The sequence below is a fragment of the Streptococcus parasanguinis genome, assembly GCF_001073155.1.
Taxonomy (GTDB): domain Bacteria; phylum Bacillota; class Bacilli; order Lactobacillales; family Streptococcaceae; genus Streptococcus; species Streptococcus parasanguinis_D.
The window spans coordinates 1-22,101 of sequence record NZ_JVEE01000007.1; the positions used below are offsets into that span (position 1 = coordinate 1).

A 22,101-nucleotide genomic window follows, 5' to 3' on the forward strand; every position below is an offset into this window, starting at 1 on the left:
TATTTTAGCATATTTCAAAAATGCTTTCTATTAATTTCTATTAATACTTTAAAAGCCTTTAAAACAAGGTTTTCTAATTTTAATAGTTATCTGTTAATTCTCAATGGTTAATAAAAACCGTATTCAAAACCGTATTCATTTTCTTGCCCGTATAGTTAAAAAAGCGAACTGAAAACAGTTCTTTTTTTATTGTCTATTCTAATAGACAATCTTAAAATTTTCCGTTATAACAGCAATAAAAAAAGCCCCTTCCATTTGGAAGGGGTTAACCGTTATTGGTTTTTATTTTCTAGGGCTTCGATCCGGGAAATCAAGCTTGTCAAGTCTTCTTTAGTAGCAAAGGTTTCCTTTGCCTTGCTCAAAGTCTGAAACGGATCCCCGCCATTCGCTAGTTTGGTATCTATTAAAGCGTCCAAGCCTAGTTCTAAATGTTTGTTCTTAATGGTTTCCGTCATTTGACTTTGAAGCGCTGTATAGTTTACAAAGGTTTGATAAGCAAAATCTGAAGTTAGGTAGGTACTCAGATCCACCGCTTGCCCGGCTGGTCTAGCTTCCAGCGCTTCAATTCGCTGGACTAGGGCGCTATCATTATAAGACTGAATAGGGTGACTTTCTAAATAACGTTTAACGTTTTCAGCAATATCCACGGGGTGAATGGCCAAGTATTCGGAAATTTCATGTTGAATATTGACTTTTCCAAGCTCCACAACTTCAGGCGCTTGATAGTTTTCAACCGACTGAATAACGTCAATTTTGGCGCTTTGGTCGCTCGGAAAAACATAGTCACCAGCTTCAATTTCAAGTTGATAAACTCCAACCGGTAAGATTTTTGAAATGTTAAAATTCACCTTGGACCCTGTAACTGTGGTTTCAATCACTAGTTTCCCTTTTGATCCGGCAAGTTTTACTTTTGCATTTTGCCCGTCTAGGGCTTCAATAGGCTTTCCAGCATAATCAAGTAAATCAAATTCAAAGACTGAAGCAAAATCGCCCTGTTTGACAATTTCCCCGCCTTTGGTTTGCTTCAAGTTTGTAGAATTAATTCCCATCATTCCAGCATACCCCATAGATCAGTACGGTTGCCGGCTTCATCCACGGGACCGATAGCCATATAATTGCGGTTTCCGGAAGTTCCCACGTAAGAGATCCAGCGATAACCTGCATTGGTACCTTTGGAATCGTAATGAACCTTTTCACCCGGCTGATAAGTCGCCACGATTTCACCGGTTAAATCCGGATAACGGCGGACATTGATAGGGCTATCTCCCACTGTGAAAGTAGCTTCTTCAGGGAAGAATGGTACTTCATGGCTTTCCATGACTTCCGTAACGATCTCTTTGAGTTCTTCTTTTGGAAGTGGTTCGCCTTTAGGTCGGAAGGCTGTAGGGTAAAGAGTTGAATAAGGGAAGGCCATAAGATTGAAAGCACCACCACCATTTGGCCCGGCTTCTCCGCCTTGGTTTTGACCAAGGAACCAGCCTTGGTTTCCGTCAATGTCACTTACAAACATAGCAACGTGTGAAACCGGGGTCCATTCGTTTTCCGTGAAAATACAAACTTCACTGCCTTCAAGCTTTTCTACTTCATCAAAATAATCAAGAATACCGTTATTATAACGCTGTTCCCAAATATCTTTCACATAGCCGGAATTGGTACAGTTTGCAAAGGGAACGCCTAGCCAAATACAATATTTAGCGTAACCGTCCCAGCATTGCCACCCGTAAGATCCATCAATATCAAAGCCGTAGCCCAGCACCTCATTTTGAAATAGTTGAATTTTATCCATTTTTAAAGCCCCTGTTATTTCTTCCAAGCGTCATTAGCTGTTTTTACAGCCGATTCAATAAATGTATTTAACTGATCATTAGTTAAATAAATGTTATAAGCTTCAAGGCCTTCAATAAGGCTTGTTTTAGCGTGTTCTAGCTTATCAGCGCCGTGAATGTCCAATTTATCGGCTACTTGTTCCGTAGCCTGTACGGCGTTCTTAGCTAGGATTTCAGCGGTTTCAAGTGCTTTCTTCCCGCCACGGGTTAAAAGGTACTGTTTAACGGAATTAACTACAATACCAACTAACACTACTAGAATACTCATAGCCCCGCTTACAACGATATCAGTAATTTGATTCATCTTTTTTTTCCTTTTTTCTTTTTAATTAATTTACTAGGTTCTTCTAGTCCTTCTTTTAGTTGAAACTTTTCGTGATCTATGTTTTGTTTTACAAAACGATCAAGGCCCGGAATTTCTACGCCCAGCGCTGACAAACTAGCCAAAATGCTGGATCCATAGGCCGCCATCATGGCCATTATAAAAGCGTCCACAATGGGCGCTAGATTCATATATAACGCGAACGGGTACCCAATCGCCGTTATCAGGATCATGGCCGTGTGACTGACTAAACCTTTCCGCCATTTACGGCTAGAAAAGTCATGGTAAGCCCACGCCCTTGATACTCCTAAAACAATATCAAGGGCCACGATCAGCATTAAGGCAAAAACGATAAAATGTTCATCAATCCCGTGGGCGTAGAAGTCCTTAACCACCTCAAAAATTCCAAAAATTCCATCCGGTTCAATTACTTCCACAAGTCACCCTTATTCCTTTCCAACAAAAGGCCATGCTGTTGCTGTTCCTAGTTCCAGCTTGCCACCTTTCATAAATTCGCTGATTGGTTCGCCATTGTAGGTAAAGGCTTTTTGGGCCTGAATTAAAATCTTAATTCCTTCCCCGTCCACTTCTTCATGGCTAGGATCTTCCAATACAAATAAATCATCTGTTTGGAAGGTGTCGCCGGTTTTGGCAATAGGCAAAAGGTCCATATACTGTTTATAGATAGTTCCATAAGTGATATTTTTGGACATAACAGCATTAAGAATTGAAACGTGTGTCAATTTAGCGTTGTTTTCAACTAGCTTATTAATGGTTTCAAGCTGTTCTTTCTGCGCCTGTACTTTTAAATCTCGTTCCTTAGCTTTGACTTTCAAGTTGTCAATTTCCTGTACGCTTTCAGACATTGCCTTTTCGGCGTATTCAGACTTAAAGTAAGCGTCTTTAGCAAGTTCAATCGCTTCAGCGTCCGGCTTGTTCCGGTGATCCCCCGCTACTCGCTGGGTGAAGCTATCAAAGCCCCCACTAGTTGCGTTTAAAGAAATGTCTGTGTGTGTGATTTTTCCATCTTCATCATATACCGGGTATTTCCCTACTACTGCATAAGTCCGCATTATTCAGCTCCTTCTACTTTTAATTCATTGAGTTGGTTTTGAAGTTCTTCTTTTTCTTTTTGAAGGGCTTCAAAATCTGCTTGTAATTCGTCTTTTACTTTCTGAAGGTCTTGTTTCTCACCTTCAAGCTTTTGGGTGTATTCGTGGTAACTTTTTACTTGCGTTTGTAGTGTCGCAATAATTACCGCTTTTTGCCCAATTTCTGAAGCTAGTTCAGAATGTACACCATTATAAAAATCTTCGTTCATTGATTTTCCTTTCTATACTCCATAGCTTTGAAGTTTTTGGAGTTCACTTCTCAAAGCGATTACTAGCGACTCGTTTAAGGTGTGGTTGTGCCTACCGGCTCCGGTCCCTGAGTGTGCTGTTGTATAATTGACATTTGCAAAGTGTTGCCAACAATTAATAAGAGTTCTTAACACTTCGCGCAACCAGAAACCATCTGTCCCGGTACTTTTATTCAAAAGTTTGAAATCACCGGAAAAGATTTTAGAACCCCGGCTATTAGTACCAAAAGGCAAAATAGTAGGATCTAGCCATGTGTTAATTTGCCACCCGTAAGGGTTGGAATTGGTCGCTGGGTCGTAATCGTAAGAGTGTGTGAATTTTATTCGGTCACCTACAAGCGTTACTTTATCCGCATTATCGTGTTCCGTTGAAATCGTCCCGCGAATAGTGTCCACGATCATTCCGTTGAATCCCCCGCGGTTCCAATTCCTGTTCACGTCGTTATCCCGGCGGTCAGCCCCGATAACTACCCGGCTATTTATTGCGGTTCTATTACCTAGGGAAATCGGGTTATTAAGAAACATCATCCCTTGGCTTGACGCGTTCGCTTCATCCCGGAAAATACCGGTGTTATTATCATGGAAAGACAAACGGCCGTCATTTAGGTTAAGCACGGTTTTACCATTAATAGCGGAAATTATTTTCCCTTTTAACCAATCCACCAAGGCATATTCAATCTTAGCCTTAATAAATTCAGCGTTTAAACCGTTGATATTATTAACATTCAGATTGAAAATGTTAGCTTGTGAAGCGTCAATTTCCTTAATGTGGGCCGTGTCAATTTGGGCGTTTCCAATCATTGATTTTTTAATAACACCATCTTTAATATAGGTTTTTTCACCAATTGAAAGCAAACCTTCATTAATTCTTATTGAGCCGTCCGGGTTCAAATTTAATTGCCCCAGCACGTCCCCGGCGTTTGTTAAACTACGGATTGAATAGCTATTATTTAGCTGTGTTACTTGCGTCCGGACTGCTTCAGTCCCTTGTGCAACTTGAATCGCTTTCGCTTGTGCGTCACTAGCAAGGCTTTTTGCTTCATTGCTGGCCTTATAAGCATCATCAAATTGACTTGGTTTGTAAGGCCCTGTGTTGGATCCTCGTACAAGAATAGGTTCTTTAAACTCTACCCAGCCATTTTTAACCAGGTAAATGTAAAAAGGAAAATTACGATCTTCACCAAAAGCAAAATCTTCCCGGACCGTGAAAGTTTGCTGAAATTCTTGCCATTCTTCCAAAGGGGGCCTATTCTTACCAATATCTGCATATAACAAAATTTTATTAAGTTTGTGATTTTTCACATTGAAGGCAAAATTATTATCCGGATACTCTTTAAAGCGGTATTTAAAACCCAAGGTATAGGTTTCACCGCGATAAATCTTCTTGACATAGATAGGCAATGAAAAACCTGTAAAAGTGTAGCTAGTTGCACCGCTTACCTTAATATCAAATACACCATCATTCAGGCTTACTGAACGGCCTGAATCTGTATTATTAATAAGGGTGTTGGTTGTCATAGTCATTGAATTAACAATCAGATTATTATCATCTGTTACGTATTTTCCAACTTCCGTTTGAAAAATTCGATCATTTAATAACATCCGGGAAATATTGCTAGCTATTTCACTCCCCACGGTACCAAAGGCCTGTACAAATACATCCGACGTCCGGGCAAAATCACTATAAGCCCGCTTATTGTCTGAAAGTTCTTTGGTAATTGTCGCATACTGACCATCCAAGCCGTTCTTATAAGTCGCAAACTGTGTTAATTGCCCATCTGTTTGATTAAACTTCTGTTCAATCTCACTAATTTTTTCATTATAAGTATTTTTAGCAACGTAATTTTTCCCAAATTCAGCGCGCTCCCGGCTGATACCTTCAGCGGTTTTAGTTTCCAAAAAGCGGTTAAACTTTTCTGAAGTTGTGCCGTCCGGGTTAAAGTTTGTAGAAATCGTGTCTAATTTAGTCTTTAGGCCTTGCGCTGTTCTTTCAAATTCAGCTTGTGCCTGTGTTACTAAATATTCTTGATCTTCCGGGGCGGGTACCCAATCAGTTTCATTCGTTCCAGCGGAAACAATCAAATTTTTAATCTGTACGTTACCACTGCCTTCATCAAGGTTTAAATAAAGTTCAATGCTTTCAATGTCTTCAGGGTTCCCCTGATTGTAAGGTTTCCAAATAAAAGGCTCTGAATACTTCCCGGATTTTTCGCTAGAAACATCAATGAAAGCTTTCCCCGTTGTAAGGTTGTTTATTGCAAAATCCCACTGTGCCTGACCGTTTTTGTATCTAACTACCCGATTAATACGGAATTTCTTTACAGCGTCTTCCGCCTGATAATCAAAAGAAAGTCTTAACTTTTGATCAGTTCCCCAGCCGTGGGAATCTTTTGAAAACGTGTAAAGTTTGGTATTATTCCCGACGTCTGCCGGCTTCCCTGTGCCTAAAACGTAGTTTCTCAAACCGATATTAGTAGTGAATTTCTCCTTCACCCCGTCAATCAATTCAGTTACTTCCGCTTTGCTTGGTTTGCCGTCTAAATCCGCCTGAACCTTTGTTTTAAAAGTAGTTAGCTCATTTTGGGCCGTTTGGTTTTGCTGTTTAATCGCTTCAAGTTCGCCTTTTGCTTGTTCCGCTATCCTCTTAGCGTCGTCCGCAAGTTTACCAAGCCCGGATTTATTCAAAGCGTCATTGATCTGTTGTTCAGTTTTGGCGCTTTGCTGGTCCATAGCCTGTTTCAGCTCATTGAATTTCTGATCAATTTTTTCCCTTAGACTAACTTCATTGTAAGTCCTTAGAATTTCTTCCCAAACTTCCCCGGTCCAGCGGTACATGATTTTATGGCCTTCATGTTCCGGGTCCGGTTTGTACCAAATATCGTTGATCATTACCTTTTTAGGGTATTTCTTAACCGGATCTTCGGTACTATACCAATTCGTGTTATAACCGTCCGCCGTTTTGATAAAGTCCGGCAAGTTTTCAATAAAGCTATTAAATTCATTATTGATAAATTCTTCTACTGCTTTATCAGCTACCGCCTGAACCTTGGAAGATGAACTTTCACCGATCTGATCCCCTAACTTGATATCACTAGACTGATCATTTAAACGGTTGAAAGTAATTTCAAAAATCCGTGTATCATAATCTAGCTTCTTATCATGTCGGACTACCCGGATAGTGTCCCCGATTTTTACGCCCCGCAAGTAAACACTTGAAGTTTTCAAGGTTAATTGTGGGCGGGCTGAATTAATCAAGGTTTGGTAAGTCAACTTAATCAATTCATTCGGGTCTTCTTCTTCATTGAAATCAGTAAAACCGATTTTAGGGCGCATTGTGCCGTTTGAATTTTTGATCCCGTAAGTCCTAGTCATTTCAGGAATTTCTAAATATTTTTGGCCTTTAGGCTTATCCAGCGGGTCCCCTTTAGCTTTGGACCAGACCACATCTTCGAAGGTGATTTTTCGGCCGTAACCGTCCCCACCTTTTCCGCTTTCTTCAGCGCTTGAAACCTGTTCACCTTTACCGCGTCCAATTAAGGCCGTAAAAATGTTAGTCCTTTCTACTTCCTTCAGGATCTCTAGCGCATTATGTCCATAGACTACCCGTTTCCCTACGGCTTCACCGATTTTCTTTTTAAAATCAATGTACCGGGCGCCCAGGCCGTTGCTGTTCATTTCAACAAAGAACTGCATTTCAAGGCCCCAAACCTTACAAAGTTTTTTAAGGGCGTCAAATACTGAAGTATAGTAAAAATTCGTGCTGTGGTTTGTGGTATCGGCCACAAAACGGGCCTGCCAATTCGTACCCTGTAAGAGTTCATTGATCACCGGTTTAGCCGGTGTGTTTTTAGGGCGCTTATCAAATACCGGGGTTTTCCGTAGTTCTTCAATACCGGATTGAACACCGGTAAAGGTTGAAATTTCCCCTTTAGTTGATTTTTGGGCGATATAAAAATAATGAAAAAGGTGTGTATTTTCCATTGATTGAATGGCCATAAACTCCACCTTTTCAAATTCATCATCATTTAATGCCTTCATCTCAACTGTCAAACGATCTGAAACGTAGTTATCAGTAGTAAGCGCGTATTTTTGAAGTGCTGACTTGATAGCGTTTCTTCTCACTACTTTGATAAGCTGTTCCTCTTTATCAAATAAATAAATCACGCTCTTTCATCCCTCCAAACTACTTTTTTTACTACTGCATTAACCGCGGTGATTGTGTCACCGTCCCGGACTTTAAACAATTCCAGCGGGCTGAATCGGTCTAATTCGCTCAAAATATTCCGGTTTCCATAGGTTGCCTTAACTTCATCCGGATCAAAAGAAATCACAATATCTTGCCCTGGTGCATAGCTCCCCGAAAAAGAAATAACTTTAGATCCGTTCACAATCTGCACCCGGTCAGTGGTTTTTGACGGCGTGACTGTAATTGATTCCGGTAAGACTTCCACGGCGTCAATAAGAGAAATAGGCCCTGTTGAAGTTTGGGGCCTTTTCTTCTTATATCCATCCGGAATTAATAAGCTGAACTTACTAACAATACTTAGGCTAGTTTCTTCAAAGCTATCTGCCCCGTTAAAATAACCATAGTAAATATATTCCGGTTCATCCATGAAAGAAATTTCAAGGAATCCGCTTTGGGCGTGTGTCCTTAAAATTTTGTTTAATTTAGCGAACTTGTCCCGCATTTGTGCGCTGGTGTCCGCTGTAAGTTGGTATTTAATTTCCAGGGTGCGCTCTTCATCCTCATAATCATCCACCCAAACACCGCGCCGGCCTGTAACCTTGGTAGTTGAAACATTCCGGCCCAATAGGCCACGGCCTGAAACTGTTAAGTGGCGGTACCCCTCAATTAAATTATTGAGGGGTTGACCGTTAATAATTAGATTGTCGCTAGGTTCTAAAACTGTAACGGCTTGATCTAATTTCTTCAGATTAGCGTAATTATACATATTTTTTTCCCTTCCTAGTAACTATCTAAAATTAATTCCATTTCTTGTTCATTGGTAATGTCATTCGTAAAGGCTCTATAAGCTGTATTACCAAGCTTCAAGGTGATATCTGCCGGCTGTTGTCCGACTGTCAGGCTACCACCTTCAAAGTTAACGTTTGGATCATAAGCGGTAAGGCTTCCTAGCGCTCCATCCACGGAACTTAATTCATCTTGGAATGTTCCTGATAGGTCCTTATCAGTAAAGGCATTAATAGCGCCTTGCGCCATGTTTCCTACTGATTTCGCTACTTGTTCGGCCTTGCTGTCTACCCCGATAATGAAACCTTGGTCAGTGTATACCCCGAATTGACGGAATACCCGTGAAGGTGATTTAATACCCAGCAAGCCTTTGGCCCAATTTATGGCGCCTTTAACAGCACCACCCACGGCGTCAATAAGTTTTCCGGCAAACCCGGTTACACCTTTAACAAACCCTAGGATCAAGTCTTTACCAACGTTAATTGCTCCACTAATAAAGTTTTTAGCGCCATTCACCGCATTTGTAAAGGCTGTTTTAACTGCTGAAACCAAACGGGACCCGGCGCTAGTAACGGTACTTACTACAGTATTCCAGCCGTTTGAGATTGTACTTCCGATATTAGACATAAAACTACTAATAGAAGAAGTTATACCACTCCAAATACTTGAAACGGTTGAAGAAATACCGCTTAAAATTCCGGAAATGAATGAACTTATGCTATTCCAAATACTTGAAATAGTTGAAAAGATAGCGTTCATCACATTTGAGATAAGCGAACTTATTCCATTCCAAATTGCTGTTGCTGTTGAAGTGATACCATTCCAAATTGAACCCAAAAAGGAAACGATAGTATTCCAAATAGCTTGCGTACTTTGTACAATGACATTCCAAGCGCCTGTAATGGCTTGCTTGATAAGATCAAAGTTACCTGTAACAAGTCCCACAATAGTGAGCAAGATTCCAGCAAATACCGCCTTAATGCTGTTCCAAATATTGGACCAAATTTCTGAAATGGTGTTAAGGATTGTTTGAATGGTGTTCCAAATAGCTGTAAATACTGTTGTAACTGTTTGAGAAATAGCGTCCCAAACTGTTGAAACTACTGTAGAAAGTGTGTTCCAAATAGTATTCCAAACATCTGAAATTGTAGTCATGATTGTTTGAATTACGTTCCAAACCGCTGTAACCGCTGTTGTAACTAAATTCACAATCACATCCCAAATAGGGCCAACCACCGCTACAATAGTATTCCAAATAGCTGTCCAAATTTGGTTCAATAGTTCAAGCCCCGCTTGAATAACTTGAGTAAGGCCTTGAACAGCGATTCCTACCGCCGTTTTGATACCTTCCCAAATACTCAAGGCGATCCCTTTGAGCGTTTCCCACGCCCCGGACCAATCGCCGTTAATGATCTGCATGATCATTTTGATAATTCCAAGAATGACATTCAAACCGGTTTCAACTACATTCTTGATCAAGTCCCAAACAGTTTTAACCATTGGAACTATAGCGTTCCATCCGGCTTCAATAATTGGGGCAATGGCGTTTACAATCGTTTCTACTACCGATTTAATGGCGTTCCATACAGTTTCAGCCGTCTGAAGAATAAGCTGGTGATTTTCATTCCACCAAGAAATCAGGCTTCCAAAGATCTGTTTTACAAAGGCCACTACTTCATTAATAGCGCTTGAAACAGCTTTAGAAACAGCCTGAAAGGCTGAATTAACCTTGTCCCTAAATTCCTCACTAGACTTATACAAGCCCACTAAACCGGCCACGAATAGCCCAATAACACCAATTACGGCCCAAACCGGGGCGGAAATGGAACCTATAGCGGTACCGATTGAACCAAACACGCCGGAAATAGCTGAACCCCCAGCCGTTGCACTTTGGAAACCAGCTATTAGGCTTGAAATAGCGCCTGAAACCTTACTAACAATTCCGACAATTCCGCCTACTACTTTAGTAATGGTACCTACTACCGTAAGGATTGGACCAGCGGAAACTACAATAGCGCCGATCCATTTTTGAAGTGGTGAAAGTGGTAAGTTATCCCAAATTGTGCCTAAAACCCGTACAATGTTATTCTTAAAGTTGATAATTGTATCTTTTAAGTTTTGCATTAGGCCCTTGATATCAGCGTTTTTCTGACCAAGGCCGGCCACAAGGTTTTGAGCTGAAGCTTTCATAGCTTCAAAGGATCCGGAAACTGTTTCACTTGCTTCTTTTGCCGTGGTTCCGGTTACTCCTAGGCGTTCTTGTGTAACGTGGATAGCTTGGATCAGTTTATCAAACGGAATATCTTTCACGTTTTTAGCCGTAGCCTTGAAGCTGTCACCCATTACGCCGGATTCATTAACCAGCCGGGCCATTTCTTCCTGTGTACCACCATACCCCAGCTTCAAGTTATCAAGCATGGTATAGTTATCTTTTGCAAAACCTTGGTAAGCGTTTTGAATGTCTGAAATGTTAGTACCGAACTTGTTAGCATTATCAGACATATCAACTATAGCCATATCCGCATATTTGGCGGCCTGTGCGGTATCTCCACCAAGCCCCTGAAGCAAGCTAGCACTGAATGAAGTTACCTGCTCCATGTATTTCACACCGGAAACACCAGCACGCTTGTATGCTGTTTCTGAATTTTTGATAACAGTATCAGCGGAACCTTTAAACATGGTTTCAATACCACCTACGGCCTGTTCAAGACTTGCGAAAGACTTGACAACTCCACCGATAGCACCAACTACCGGCAAAGTGAAACCGGCTGTCATTCCGGCCCCTACTTTCATCATGGAATCACCGACACCATGAAGGGACCCGCTTAGTTTCTCAAGACTTGACCCGGTTTGATTCCGTAAGCTTTCCAAAGAACTTTGGGCTTCTTTTAAACCACTTCTAAAATCTGAAACGTTCGCTTTAAGTATGGCCGTTACGTCAAAATCTGCTCCCATTAATTACCCCCTTTCCTTGCTTGATTAATTAATCTGTTTCGTTCCGCCATGTCTAGTTTTCTAGGCGGTACGGTTTCTTTTGTAGGTTGATTTTTTTGGAAAATCCTGTCAAATTCTTCTTTATGGTTATAAAATTCTTCAAAATTCTTAAACGCTGGACGGGCTGACTTGCCCCGGCCTTTTTGCGCTTTAACAGATTGATTAAACCAAGCCTGAATAGCGGAGTTTAGGCGCTTATCTTCTTGCTGAATAGCGTAGGCCATGTTATAAATTTCAAATTCTTCTAGCGTTGTCCGCATTGCTTCCCGGAAGGTCATACCGTGCCGGGCAATAAGGAGCGCTAGGGCTTCATCATAGCCAAAGTTGGAATTTGACGGGTCGGAGTTCCCTACTCTACTAGGTTCATTGCCTTTTTGAGTAGGGGTGACGCTTTTAACTCATTAACCAAGTCTTCAATAACTTTGTCATACTGTTCATTCAGGATCAATTCTTCAAGGTATTTCTCAATAGCTTCATTTGAAGGCTTTTGCGCTTCCGTAACTGTTCCAGCCTTGATCACGTCGATAAAGGCCAAAGGGTCATTTAAGGCTTTCCCGGCATTGAATAGTGTCATAGCACCATAACCGGTTTTCATTCCTTCTAATTCTGCTGAATGGAGCTTGTTCATCTCACGCAAGAAACCAATTCCAAAATGTAAAGTATATTCTTTTCCCCCAATGTTTAAAATCATGTCTTATTTCTCCTTTAAATCCAAAAAAATAAGGGGCTTTTAAAGCCCCTGAAAAATTAGGCTGGTAACCCTGTACCTTCACCCTCTTTAGCCAAAGTGTGGTATTCGTATTGTGCCTTGTTAATGGCTGATTTTTGGGTTTCTGTAAGCGTGTCAGTGCTGATCACACCATTTCCATCAATAGCCATTTCATAAGTAAGTTCTACTTTATCATCAGCGGGCGCGGAAATTTCAAAGTTTTTGAAAAATCCTTGGTAATATTCCACATCATATTTTTCCTTTCCGCCTTCTTCAAACTTGCTTGCGAGGTCCACGATCCAAACTTCAATTTTATCCGTATTGCGGAACCATGTGCGCATTTCTTTCCACATATTGACCGTATCTTTATCTTCACGGTAAGCAAGTGAAGTAAATTCGCCTGAAGTTTCACCGTCTGAAACTGAGTTAACTACTCCGTCTTTTGTTTTCGTGGTTTCTACTTCTTTTTCAGCGTTCAAAGTTAATTCCGTTTGAAATCTTACTTTTCCGGCGTCTTGTTTCTTTTGATCTTTGACGCGTCGGAAAAATGCAATATAGTCTTTTCCTTGCATTAATTCTGCCATTAGTTATTTTTCTCCTTTTTTTGTATAGGTAAAAGAAAAGTCCAAAACCACATGAAGCAATGGCCGGACATCTGTGTTATCGGGTATGATCTGTTTATCTGTCGTAGTGTGATTCAAGTTATATTCCCACTTTCCGGAAATATTCTTGACAAGCGTTTCTAAATAGGCCGAAATATCGTCCAAAACGGCCCGCTGTTGCCTTGTAGCGTAAATGTGGACCGTTTGGCCCACTGTCCCCCAAAGGTCGTTATTTTGGGCTTCCTGTGCCGTATTTTCACCAATATAAACAAAGGGGTATTTTGTACCAGCTTCCGGCAAAAAATCAAAAGTTGGTACTTTTGCTTCAGCCAACTGATAAATTAATCTAAATAATTCATGGTTTGGCGTCATTTAAACACCCCTTTCATTACGTTGGTCATGTCTTCTTGAAATTGCGGTTGAATTTCCTGAACTGCCGGGCGCATGAATGGCGTCCCCGGCTGAAACCGGGTCCCATATTCCTGATATCCGGAATATCCGGCTTGTGCGTGAATATGTGCTTCCATTCCCGGGTAAGAAGTAGTGATATGATTTTTCAAAAAGCCCGTGTCTTCAGGGGCTTTCTTCTTTGCTACTGCTTTAGTGCGCTCACCGTTGTTTTTCAAGACCGCTATAGACTGTTTTACAGCGTTTGGGTGTGCATTTGAAATGGTCATGGTCAATTTTTCCAAGCCGTGCCATTTAACACTAACCATTGTTAGGCCCTACCTTTTTCAAGCGTACAGCCCCTTTTATAGGGGCGTCAATCGCTTCAATAGGTTCATAGGTATCGCCATCAAAAACGGCCTGATCAAAAGGCGCTTGCTCTTTTTGGAACCGGCAAGAAATCACTGTATCTGTCCGGTTTCCGTACAATTCAAACACTTTTGGTTGAGTGACTTTATTCACCAAGCAAGGGACTATTACGGCCTTTCTTGCTTCCGTTTCATACTTATCCGTTTCCGGATTGTACTTTTTACGTCCCCCGTAAATTAAAGTAATTCGGTTTGGTGTCTTCATAGGAAAAACACCTTTCCACGCTCACGCTGTGAACCGTCTAGGCCAAAATCTTTGTTAAGAATGGCCATGTATGGTTTGAATAAGTTATCCCATTCCTGATAGGTAACAGAATAACCGTCAACCGTTTCAGACGTTACGCCCTCGGAACCTTTCCGGCCGTATAGCTTATACACCACATTTTCGATCATGAAATTATACTTACTAGCTATTTCTGCCGTGCCTGTCAGGCCTTTGAAATAACTTTCAGCATCTTCCACTAAATCAGTCAACAAATCATTTTCTAAATTGTCAGTCGGATCAATACCCAACCGACGTTTAATTTTTGCAAGTTGGGCCACTTCCATCTGCTTTTATTCCCCTTCGATAGTTTGGGCAAGTGCTACTAGATCCGCTTTTTTGGCGTCCGCTTCATATTCTACGCCTGCTTTTTCTAGTAACTCTTTCAATTCTGCCACTTTCAATTTTTCAAGTGGTTTTTCTTCAGTTCCTTCAGCTTCTTCAGCCGGTGCCACTTCTTCAGTCGGTGCTGGTGCTGGTGCTTCCGCTTTACCTTCAGCAACAATCACACCTTTTCCAACTAATTCAGCAATTCGGGCGCCTGATACTGTAAAATCAGGGCGCGGGTAAAAATCACCGACTTCATAAAAGCGGTTATTATCTTTTGTGTCGATAATATTTCGGGTTACAATATAGGCCATTGGTTACCTCTTTCTAATTGATTAGACGCTTTCAGCGGTAGCGGTCAATTTGGCAAAGGCGTTTGCTTTAGTAACCATTACAGCAATGTCCATAGTTACACGAATTGCCACCATTTCTTGTTCGAATAGGTTGATTGGTGTACCGTCTGAATTTTTCATGGTTGAAATTTGGCCTTCTTCAGAAATCTTGAAGTTAATGTTGTAAGGTACACCATAGATCAAGCTATTAAAGTCACCGGCCAAAAGGTCGCCTTTCTTAAATTGTTTTGATTTAAGATCAACCGTAGTAATACCATCAATGGTATTAGTTGCTTTGTCGTAAATTGTTTTCTTGTCGCCGTCGCGAGATTCACGCAATGCAGAGCGGTTTTGGATTTTAGAAACAAAGGCATTAGGGTTAATGTCAGCTTCATAAAGCTTATCTTCCAATTTAAGAAGGTTTTCGTAGTTGATAGGACCAACAACAACCTGGCTTGAATCTTTAGCGGATTTAGCAACTGAGTTTGCAAAAGGCGTTTCATGGCCCAAAAGTCCAGCTTCATCAATCTTAGTATAGAAGGCTTCCACGATCTGCGGTTTCATGTCTTCAAAGAATTTTTCCCAGGTATAGTTCAAAGCTTCACGGGAAGCAACTAGGATAATACCCAATTTGTGAGCCTTAAGAGTAACCGGAACGACTTCAGGTTTATCAGTCTTGATTTTTTCGGTTTCATTTACCCAATAAGCGGAAACTCCATCTGTTTGAACGTAAACGGTTTTTTCTTGCAAGCCGTCCATTTCGTGATATTGTCCAAGTTGCATTACTACGGAGTTTTTTGCTACGTCCTTCATAATGATATCAGTCATTTTTTTAGTAAAAGTTCCGTCTTTCTTTTCTGAAACTAGGACTTTATCAGGGTTAAAAGTTTGCACTGTCATATTTTAAATTTCTCCTTTAAGGTGTCTTATTTAATGATTCGGGAACTTCGGAAAATGTCCCCTTTGTCTTCGCTTTCTTCCCCGTTAAGTTCGGATGAAACTTTAGGGGGTTCAGATTGCGAATATTCAGCCTTGATCTCGCTGATAATGCTTTCAAGGTCTGAAATAGCTTGTAAAGTACCTTCAGCGGTATCTTTAACAACAAAAGAAATCACTTTATCATTGACCGGAAGTTTCCGGCTAGAAAGTGTTTTAATAGCTTCATCTGTCAATTCTCGCTTGGTTTGCTCTTTCTCTAAACCTGCGATCTTGTCAAGCAAAGCCTGCTTTTCTGCTTCAGCTTCTTTCCGGCGGTATTCTTCCAATTCCTTGCCGGTCAGTTCGCTTTCTGCCTTGTATTTTTCCAAGGCTTTAGAAATTGCGTCCGCTGTATCTTTGGAATGTTTTTCTTCCAAGGATTTCAAACGGCGTTGCATTTCGGCCACTGATACCATCTTTTCGGCTTCTTGCGTCGGAGTGCTAGCTTGTTCCTCAACCATTTCCGCTGATTGTGGTTCAACAACCTGTGTATTTTGATCTTCTGCCATTAGTAGGCTCCTTTCTACGCTTTTACGGGCAACCCCCCCGAACTCATGCAACTTTTAACGTCTTCAGCACGGTTTGGACAAAAATAAAAAACCGTATAAAGATATACAGTTTATTTTTTTAGGCCTTCTTCAAGGCCTTTTAAAAATGATTTTGAAATTTTATCGTGTGTTATCAATAAAGGATGTTTAGGTAAAAAGAAACTTTTTATCTTTTGAAACAGCTTCATTCTTCATCCCCCTCGCTTAGTTTAAAATCGTTTAAGGTGCTACCACCCTTTTTATATTTTAGTTCGATATGTCCATAGCCTGAGCACCTACAATTTGGGTGCATAGGGTACATATTCACACCCTTTTCAAGTTCATCCACCGGGAAGGCCTTGCCGTCCAAAGGGGCGCATATTTCACATGCTCCCGGTTCAGCTACAAAAATAAAATGTGTAAACTCATTGGCTACCAGCATTTCTTTTTGTGTGTCCGCATTGATTCGGGCTATTTCCGTCTTGATCAACCTTTCAGCACTTGACCGGCTGGCGCCGTATTTCTTGGCTAGTCGGTCCCGTTCTTGTTTATACCCCATCATATCCGTATAAATACGGTTCAAAGAAGCAAAAACATCTTTTTGTAAGGTTTGCTGTAAGCCTGTTTTACCCCAAACCCTATTAGAGAATGATTCACCGTAAAAATCAGCGTCTAAAATCGCTTCTAGGCGCTTTTTCACTCCCTTGGATGAATTGCCCAAAATCCCCGCTTGTCGCTCAAATTCGCTTAGTATTTCGCTCCTACGGGCCTGATCAAACATTTCATAGGTTTCTGCTGTCAGGTTTTGAATTTCCAAGTCTAATTCAGCTTTTAAGAGTTCAAGCCGGCTTACTTTCATCTTCAGGTTATAAACTCTTAACCATTCATTAGTAGCCGGGCTGAAATCTTTTTCTTTTACGGCTTTATAGGCTTTACGGTTGAACTTTGTAACGTCCATTCTGTCAGCCCGTTTCATGGCTTCTTGTTTGGTCAAGCCTTCACGGCCCGCATAATTGATATAAAAGCGGTCTATTTGGGCTTGTAGGCGCTCATAAGATTCCTGATAGATTTCAACCAAGATCCTTTCACGCTCCAAATCCCGTTTCATTAAAGCGGTTTGGGCTTTTCGTTCGGCGTTGTATCTCCTATTGTCCGCTATCTTCAGATTCATCTGCCACACCTACGCTTTTCACTCTTTCAAAATCGCTTGCGCCTTCCTCTTTCTTGATCCGGTCAATTTCCGTTTCATAATCGGTAAAGCTTGCATTATTAAGAAGGGTTTCTTGTGATACTTCCCCACCCGCTTCAATGTAAGCCTTGATTTCAGTCCAAACATCTTGAGGAATATTAGGGTGAAAAGTAAAGGTCAGCTTGTTCGCTTCGATTACCGGACCATTAACAGCCTTATGAATGTTACTGATCAATTCATAACGCCGGCGCAAAGCCTTAGTAAAGTATGTTTCTTTGTCTTTGCGTACCTGTTCCAGCCCGATCATCTTATAAAGTAAGGCAATACCTGACTGTGTGGAATTGAAACGATCATCATCTAGGTTAGGAATACGGCTGAAGCGGTGAATGTCATTCGCCAAACGGTTTTTATAAGCTTCCGTTCCGCTTACGTCATATTGTTTGTAAATATAGCCGGCGTCCGCTGTCGTTTGCTGACCCGTTGCGCTGATACCTGTTTGAAGTAGTAGCGTATTTGCGTCCTTCATCTTGGCCACGTTGTCAGCCGTTGCCCCGATAGCTTCCAAGTCCCCCTTAATCAATAACATGGCGTCATTGAGATCACTCATATAATTAGCGGTGTCTGATTCGCTAGCGTCGTAAGCGTCAATCAGGGAGATCTCACTTTCATAGTCGCCCATTCTATAGCGATTGTTCCACCATTCCACAACCGGAATATCGTTGTAGTTGTGTTTGGTGATTTCATCCACTTTAAGGCTAGGTGAATAATGGACAAAAGGTTTATAGGTGATTACCTGATCTTTGGTGTACACCGTCATGTTTACCATTCCGTTATAGATTGGAAGGTGAACCGCCCCGATTATGTTTTGTTCTACCGTTAAATCACGAATAACAAACATTTCAAGGGGACTGATCAAGACAACCCGATCCATATTATCCCGGTCCCGGAAGTGATATTCATAGGCCCGGCCATAGACCGAAGCGTCAAAGGCTAGGTCATTATTCAGGGCGTTAATATCATTATTCCATTCAATTTCTTTGATTGATTGAAGCTGGTCTTTGTTCCCACCTTCCAGCACTCCCACGGTTACGGGGTTACCGATAACATAAGAAGTAGCAAAGCTGGAAATATAACCACCCCAGCGGTGCCTTACCCGGTAATCGGCTTTTTCTTTGTCTAGCCGGCGTTTACCGTATAAAATACTATGGTTTTCCCCTTTGGCGTATGAAGCCAAAATACGCAAGCGCTTTTTCTGACTGTCAAAAAACACGCCTAACATATCTTTCAAGGCTTTCTTACCTTCCGGGGTTTCTAGTAGTGCTTCACTAGAAGAATATCTAAACGGTTCATTTGAAATACTGTCAAAGCGTAAAGAATCGCTTCTAGTTCCTACCTCAATATCTAAACCGTGTTCAAATTCATTTACATGATCCATTTTCTACCTACCTTCTAAATAATCGGTTAACTTTTGAAATCGTCTTATTAACGTCTAATTCTTTCTTAGCTTGGAAAATTCTATCTTGAATAGCGTAGCGCATAGCGTCCAAGCAGTGGTTATAGCTGTCCACCGGCTCATTAATGTATTCATTAGTTGCCCGGTCCTTTTTCCAAGTGTAATTCTCTAATTCCTCAATAGTCTTTACACATCTTTCATCAACTATGATTTCATACTGTAAAATGTATTGGATCCCTTGCATGACTGATCCAGGGCCTTTCATAACATCAATTACCCGTGGAATGTCAAGGTTCCTTAACTCCTGATTCGATTTCTTTTCAGCACTATCGGCCCTAATAATCTCTTTAGCATATCCAAGGGCCTTTATTGCTTCAGCTATCTTGTCATTAGTAAGACCCTTTCTTACATATTCTTCCACGATATAAAGACGCCTATTTTCATCATCAATTTTAATGTGCATAAAGGCGCTAGGGTCATTTATGAAACCATAGTCAAGGCCAAAATAAGACGGGAATTGTTTTAATTCTTCCTTGTTTAAGAGTTGTTTCTTATACTTTGGAAATACAAGCTTGTCTAGCGTTGCGAACTCGCCCAGCGCGTATATTTTGTAATAGGCTTCATTTCTGTTAGCTAGTTCCTCAATGTTTTCCTTTGTGAGATCATCAAGAAACCTGTTATCCCTGTAAGTCGTTTGATAGATAACTGTATTTTTAGGCTTTTTCACAAAGAAGGCGTTATATACCCAATTAACCTTAGATACCGGGTTAAACATCAAATAGATCTGCTTCTTAGGGTGTTTCTTATCCCGCAAACGCAAGGTAAGCTGTGTATAATCATCTAAAGTAAATTCTGAAGCTTCCTCCATTACTACGTCGGAAATACCTTTAATAGACTTAATTTTCTCCGGGTTATCCAACCCCTTGAAAATAAATTGGGCGCCGTTTGGTAGTTCGATCCGGTAAGCTGAATTATTAACCTTACAAGCACCAAGTAGGCCCCAAGCTTCCAAGCATTGCTTGACGTCTTCAAAGATAGAATCATAAACACTTGATCCAACTTTCCGCAAAAAAAGAACCTTCCTTGGATATTTCCAAGCCTGAAGGCTCTTAAATACTACTTTTTGAATTACTCCATGACTTTTACCGGATGAAGCCCCGCCGTAGTGAATTTCTGTGAAGGTGCTATAGTCGGTTAATTTGTCGTAAATATGCTTATTAAAAACCCGGCTTGGATTCTTAATTTTTATTTTAATCTGTGGTTTCTTCATCATCCCAGTTTCCCAGCTCAATTTCTACCACTCTTTGGGTGATTTCTTGCCTATCCACAAATAAGCCGTAACGTTTGCCAAGGTCAACCGCGGAAGCCCGCCTTGTTGCTACTGATGGTTTTGCTTCCACTATCCTTTGATAACCTTCACCGTCCAGGACCAAAAGCGGTTCAGTGACTTCACCACGCATTACAGCGGTAAGAAACTCTAACACTTCTTGTTGATCTGCGACGCGTTCAGATTTTAGCTTTTCAAGCCGTTCATCTATATAGTTTTTAACATTAACATCTGTTAACAAACGACTTCCGCTAGCTCTTGCAACTTCATCTTTTTTAATTTTCGGATATGCCTTCTTATAAGCTTCCGTAGCATTTAATGAAATGATATAATGATCTGCAAAAATCTTTTGCCTTTCCGTCATTCCCAAATTCTTTTGGCTCCTTTCTGATAAAAATACAATAAAAAAAGGATAAAACGCCGTTGTTTTATCCCCATTACTTGACAAATACCATTGTAACACATTGCCTAAATCGTGCCTTAACAGTGAATGTCATTCACTATCATTCAAGATTTTATTTAATTCACAAATTGCGGACCGTTTTAAACGGTAATAGGTAGGTAATGAAATTCCGTCCAAATCGTTACAGATATCCAATACGTGTTTTTTGACTATGTAAGTAAGCCTTAGTACGGTCCTTTGTTTAGGGTCCTTTAATTTATTGATCATTCTACCAAGTTCTAGTTTTCTGTCAATAATTTTAGCCGTATCTTGTTCTATTGCTTCTTTCATAACAATCAACTGTGTATAGACATCATCAACTTTCCGGCCCTTACCCCCTGAAACTTTATCGGCCTGAAATTTAGGGCTTGATAGTAGCCCGGCTTCTAGTTCATTAATTTCATCCATTCGGCTTTTTATGTCAATGTCTAATTTTTGCAATTCATCAAGTAATTCCTGTGCCTTGATACTCAAACCCTGTAACTCCTTTTGAAAAATGATATAATAAGAATACTCCTTATTAAATATATTTTTGTTTCGTGAGAGAAAGTCGGTTTTGCAGTACGCCGGCTTTTTTTATTTTGGGCGCGTGTATCAGACGCCCGGATAGATTTATATTTTTATAGGAGTTTTCAACCCCCTTTCTTAATAAAATTTTCGATACACTAACCACCCGGAAGCCTTTTACAACTTGCGGGCGTAAAAATCAAACTCCAAGCAGTAAGCACCTTTCTTTGATAAGATTCCTATAAACTTCTTTCCGGGCTTTTCTTCTTTCTTTGACTGTTTGAGTTTCTACTTTTCGGTATTTATCAATGTATTCCATAGCCATATTATCGAATTTCCCACAATTTTGAGTTTCATTTTCGTTTAGATAATCAGCCATGCAATTAGTAATTAATACCGGATCCATGACTAATTCAAAAAGTTGAAGCACGGAAGGGGGCGGAACTAGCTTGTTCCGTTTATAAGCGTTTAACCTACACGCCAAAGTTGCCGGATTTTCCACCCCTAAAAATGTAAGGAAGTCTTCAGTAGAACGGTATTCAAAGCGCAAGCGGTCATATTCTTCAAAGAAATCTGTAAAGTTACTCATAGTAATTGAACCCCTTCACGGTTTACAGTTAATTCTACGGTGTGACTTCTTTTCAGGCTCTTAATATCCGCAAGAAAAAGAGTAACATAGGCCAACTCAATTTCATCACTAGCGTGAAGCTTCCAAGATTCGTATTTTTTAATTAATTCATCTAATTCCATTTTTTTAATTCCCCCTTATTTTAAGATAATCAGGTATAGGATCCCCCACCTTTAGGCTGTCGTATTGCTCCTTAGTTACTAGGAAATTCCCATAACCTTTTATAGTCACCGTATAACGCCCTTCTAGGACGTTTTTAGCGCTTATTTTCCCGGCTTGGTCAATTATACCCCCGGCATTATCAACCTTGTAAATGATCGTTTTAGGCTGGTTTTCAAGTCTTTTAATTTTGCCTTCAAGCTGGACCACTGACCAAGTAGCCATAAGAACCATAAAGGCCCACGGGAAGAATAGAATAAACAGTATATTTTCTTTATTTTTCATCTTTCCCCTTTCTGTTAGCTCGGAAGGCCACGATACAAGCCCACGAAAGGCCCAGCGCCCACACAAGAATAAATAGCAAGCATAA

At 40.7% G+C, this 22,101-nt stretch carries 27 protein-coding genes and 1 pseudogene; all 28 read right to left on the reverse strand.

Features of this window, described 5'->3' with window-relative positions; all coding sequences use genetic code 11:
- Nucleotides 1-272: 272 nt before the first annotated feature.
- The 28 genes and pseudogenes from ADH92_RS00435 to ADH92_RS00560 all read right to left on the reverse strand — a co-directional run bounded on the left by ADH92_RS00435 (nt 273) and on the right by ADH92_RS00560 (nt 21,965).
- Nucleotides 273-1,052: a hypothetical protein gene (locus tag ADH92_RS00435; protein WP_049495841.1), complete on the reverse strand. Its 780-nt coding sequence runs from the start codon at nt 1,050-1,052 to the stop codon at nt 273-275.
- Complete coding sequence (locus tag ADH92_RS11310; RefSeq protein WP_239681835.1) at nt 1,049-1,318, reverse strand: SH3 domain-containing protein; 270 nt, start codon at nt 1,316-1,318, stop codon at nt 1,049-1,051. Before ADH92_RS11310 ends, ADH92_RS00435 begins: the two co-directional genes overlap by 4 nt.
- Nucleotides 1,319-1,366: 48 nt before the next feature.
- Nucleotides 1,367-1,786 (reverse strand): annotated as a pseudogene (locus ADH92_RS11315) (GH25 family lysozyme); the annotation flags it as partial.
- 14 nt (nt 1,787-1,800) lie between these two features.
- A complete protein-coding gene (locus ADH92_RS00445; RefSeq protein ID WP_049495843.1) occupies nt 1,801-2,130 on the reverse strand; it encodes a phage holin in 330 nt (109 codons plus the stop codon).
- On the reverse strand, nt 2,127-2,585 hold the full coding sequence (locus ADH92_RS00450; protein WP_049495845.1) for a phage holin family protein: 459 nt from the start codon (nt 2,583-2,585) through the stop codon (nt 2,127-2,129). The genes ADH92_RS00445 and ADH92_RS00450 overlap by 4 nt, the downstream gene beginning before the upstream one ends.
- A gap of 9 nt (nt 2,586-2,594) precedes the next feature.
- Nucleotides 2,595-3,221, reverse strand: a complete 627-nt coding sequence (locus tag ADH92_RS10335) for a DUF1366 domain-containing protein (RefSeq protein WP_053092303.1) — start codon at nt 3,219-3,221, stop codon at nt 2,595-2,597.
- Nucleotides 3,221-3,469, reverse strand: a complete 249-nt coding sequence (locus ADH92_RS00460; RefSeq protein WP_049495848.1) for a hypothetical protein — start codon at nt 3,467-3,469, stop codon at nt 3,221-3,223. The genes ADH92_RS10335 and ADH92_RS00460 overlap by 1 nt, the downstream gene beginning before the upstream one ends.
- Nucleotides 3,470-3,481: 12 nt before the next feature.
- Complete coding sequence (locus ADH92_RS10405) at nt 3,482-7,672, reverse strand: phage tail spike protein (RefSeq protein WP_080978937.1); 4,191 nt, start codon at nt 7,670-7,672, stop codon at nt 3,482-3,484.
- Nucleotides 7,669-8,460: a distal tail protein Dit gene (locus ADH92_RS00470; RefSeq protein ID WP_049495851.1), complete on the reverse strand. Its 792-nt coding sequence runs from the start codon at nt 8,458-8,460 to the stop codon at nt 7,669-7,671. Before ADH92_RS00470 ends, ADH92_RS10405 begins: the two co-directional genes overlap by 4 nt.
- A 14-nt stretch (nt 8,461-8,474) precedes the next feature.
- Nucleotides 8,475-11,435 carry a hypothetical protein gene (locus ADH92_RS00475; protein ID WP_204373622.1) on the reverse strand — a complete coding sequence of 987 codons (2,961 nt, stop codon included), beginning with the start codon at nt 11,433-11,435 and terminating at the stop codon, nt 8,475-8,477.
- Complete coding sequence (locus ADH92_RS00480) at nt 11,435-11,734, reverse strand: hypothetical protein (protein WP_239681831.1); 300 nt, start codon at nt 11,732-11,734, stop codon at nt 11,435-11,437. The genes ADH92_RS00475 and ADH92_RS00480 overlap by 1 nt, the downstream gene beginning before the upstream one ends.
- 89 nt (nt 11,735-11,823) lie before the next feature.
- Entirely contained in the window at nt 11,824-12,165 is a 342-nt protein-coding gene (locus ADH92_RS00485) for a tail assembly chaperone (RefSeq protein WP_049495855.1), read from the reverse strand.
- Nucleotides 12,166-12,221: 56 nt separating this feature from the next.
- Entirely contained in the window at nt 12,222-12,767 is a 546-nt protein-coding gene (locus tag ADH92_RS00490) for a phage major tail protein, TP901-1 family (protein ID WP_049495858.1), read from the reverse strand.
- A gap of 3 nt (nt 12,768-12,770) precedes the next feature.
- Entirely contained in the window at nt 12,771-13,157 is a 387-nt protein-coding gene (locus tag ADH92_RS00495) for a hypothetical protein (protein WP_049495861.1), read from the reverse strand.
- Nucleotides 13,154-13,501 carry an HK97-gp10 family putative phage morphogenesis protein gene (locus ADH92_RS00500; protein ID WP_049495864.1) on the reverse strand — a complete coding sequence of 116 codons (348 nt, stop codon included), beginning with the start codon at nt 13,499-13,501 and terminating at the stop codon, nt 13,154-13,156. The genes ADH92_RS00495 and ADH92_RS00500 overlap by 4 nt, the downstream gene beginning before the upstream one ends.
- Nucleotides 13,494-13,805 carry a hypothetical protein gene (locus ADH92_RS00505; RefSeq protein WP_049495868.1) on the reverse strand — a complete coding sequence of 104 codons (312 nt, stop codon included), beginning with the start codon at nt 13,803-13,805 and terminating at the stop codon, nt 13,494-13,496. Before ADH92_RS00505 ends, ADH92_RS00500 begins: the two co-directional genes overlap by 8 nt.
- Nucleotides 13,802-14,149: a phage head-tail connector protein gene (locus tag ADH92_RS00510; RefSeq protein ID WP_049495870.1), complete on the reverse strand. Its 348-nt coding sequence runs from the start codon at nt 14,147-14,149 to the stop codon at nt 13,802-13,804. Before ADH92_RS00510 ends, ADH92_RS00505 begins: the two co-directional genes overlap by 4 nt.
- 6 nt (nt 14,150-14,155) lie before the next feature.
- Complete coding sequence (locus ADH92_RS00515; protein ID WP_049495873.1) at nt 14,156-14,503, reverse strand: HeH/LEM domain-containing protein; 348 nt, start codon at nt 14,501-14,503, stop codon at nt 14,156-14,158.
- A gap of 21 nt (nt 14,504-14,524) precedes the next feature.
- Nucleotides 14,525-15,421 (reverse strand): phage major capsid protein, encoded by an 897-nt coding sequence (locus ADH92_RS00520; protein WP_049495876.1) that lies wholly within the window; start codon nt 15,419-15,421, stop codon nt 14,525-14,527.
- 26 nt (nt 15,422-15,447) lie between these two features.
- Nucleotides 15,448-16,008, reverse strand: a complete 561-nt coding sequence (locus ADH92_RS00525; RefSeq protein WP_049495878.1) for a capsid assembly scaffolding protein Gp46 family protein — start codon at nt 16,006-16,008, stop codon at nt 15,448-15,450.
- Between the two features lie 223 nt (nt 16,009-16,231).
- Nucleotides 16,232-17,197 carry a minor capsid protein gene (locus ADH92_RS00530; protein WP_080978938.1) on the reverse strand — a complete coding sequence of 322 codons (966 nt, stop codon included), beginning with the start codon at nt 17,195-17,197 and terminating at the stop codon, nt 16,232-16,234.
- The gene (locus tag ADH92_RS00535; RefSeq protein WP_065426975.1) at nt 17,172-18,650 is read right to left on the reverse strand and encodes a phage portal protein; all 1,479 of its coding nucleotides are present in this window, start codon (nt 18,648-18,650) and stop codon (nt 17,172-17,174) included. Before ADH92_RS00535 ends, ADH92_RS00530 begins: the two co-directional genes overlap by 26 nt.
- A gap of 7 nt (nt 18,651-18,657) precedes the next feature.
- Nucleotides 18,658-19,941: a PBSX family phage terminase large subunit gene (locus ADH92_RS00540; RefSeq protein WP_049495882.1), complete on the reverse strand. Its 1,284-nt coding sequence runs from the start codon at nt 19,939-19,941 to the stop codon at nt 18,658-18,660.
- Nucleotides 19,919-20,458 carry a terminase small subunit gene (locus ADH92_RS00545; protein ID WP_338322201.1) on the reverse strand — a complete coding sequence of 180 codons (540 nt, stop codon included), beginning with the start codon at nt 20,456-20,458 and terminating at the stop codon, nt 19,919-19,921. Before ADH92_RS00545 ends, ADH92_RS00540 begins: the two co-directional genes overlap by 23 nt.
- A gap of 30 nt (nt 20,459-20,488) precedes the next feature.
- Nucleotides 20,489-20,911, reverse strand: coding sequence for a DUF1492 domain-containing protein (locus ADH92_RS00550; RefSeq protein ID WP_239681833.1), 423 nt, complete (start codon nt 20,909-20,911; stop codon nt 20,489-20,491).
- 232 nt (nt 20,912-21,143) lie between these two features.
- Nucleotides 21,144-21,533 (reverse strand): hypothetical protein, encoded by a 390-nt coding sequence (locus ADH92_RS00555; protein ID WP_049495887.1) that lies wholly within the window; start codon nt 21,531-21,533, stop codon nt 21,144-21,146.
- Entirely contained in the window at nt 21,530-21,694 is a 165-nt protein-coding gene (locus ADH92_RS11165; protein ID WP_160312900.1) for a hypothetical protein, read from the reverse strand. Before ADH92_RS11165 ends, ADH92_RS00555 begins: the two co-directional genes overlap by 4 nt.
- 4 nt (nt 21,695-21,698) lie before the next feature.
- Nucleotides 21,699-21,965, reverse strand: a complete 267-nt coding sequence (locus tag ADH92_RS00560) for a DUF1372 family protein (RefSeq protein WP_049495961.1) — start codon at nt 21,963-21,965, stop codon at nt 21,699-21,701.
- Nucleotides 21,966-22,101 lie beyond the last annotated feature (136 nt).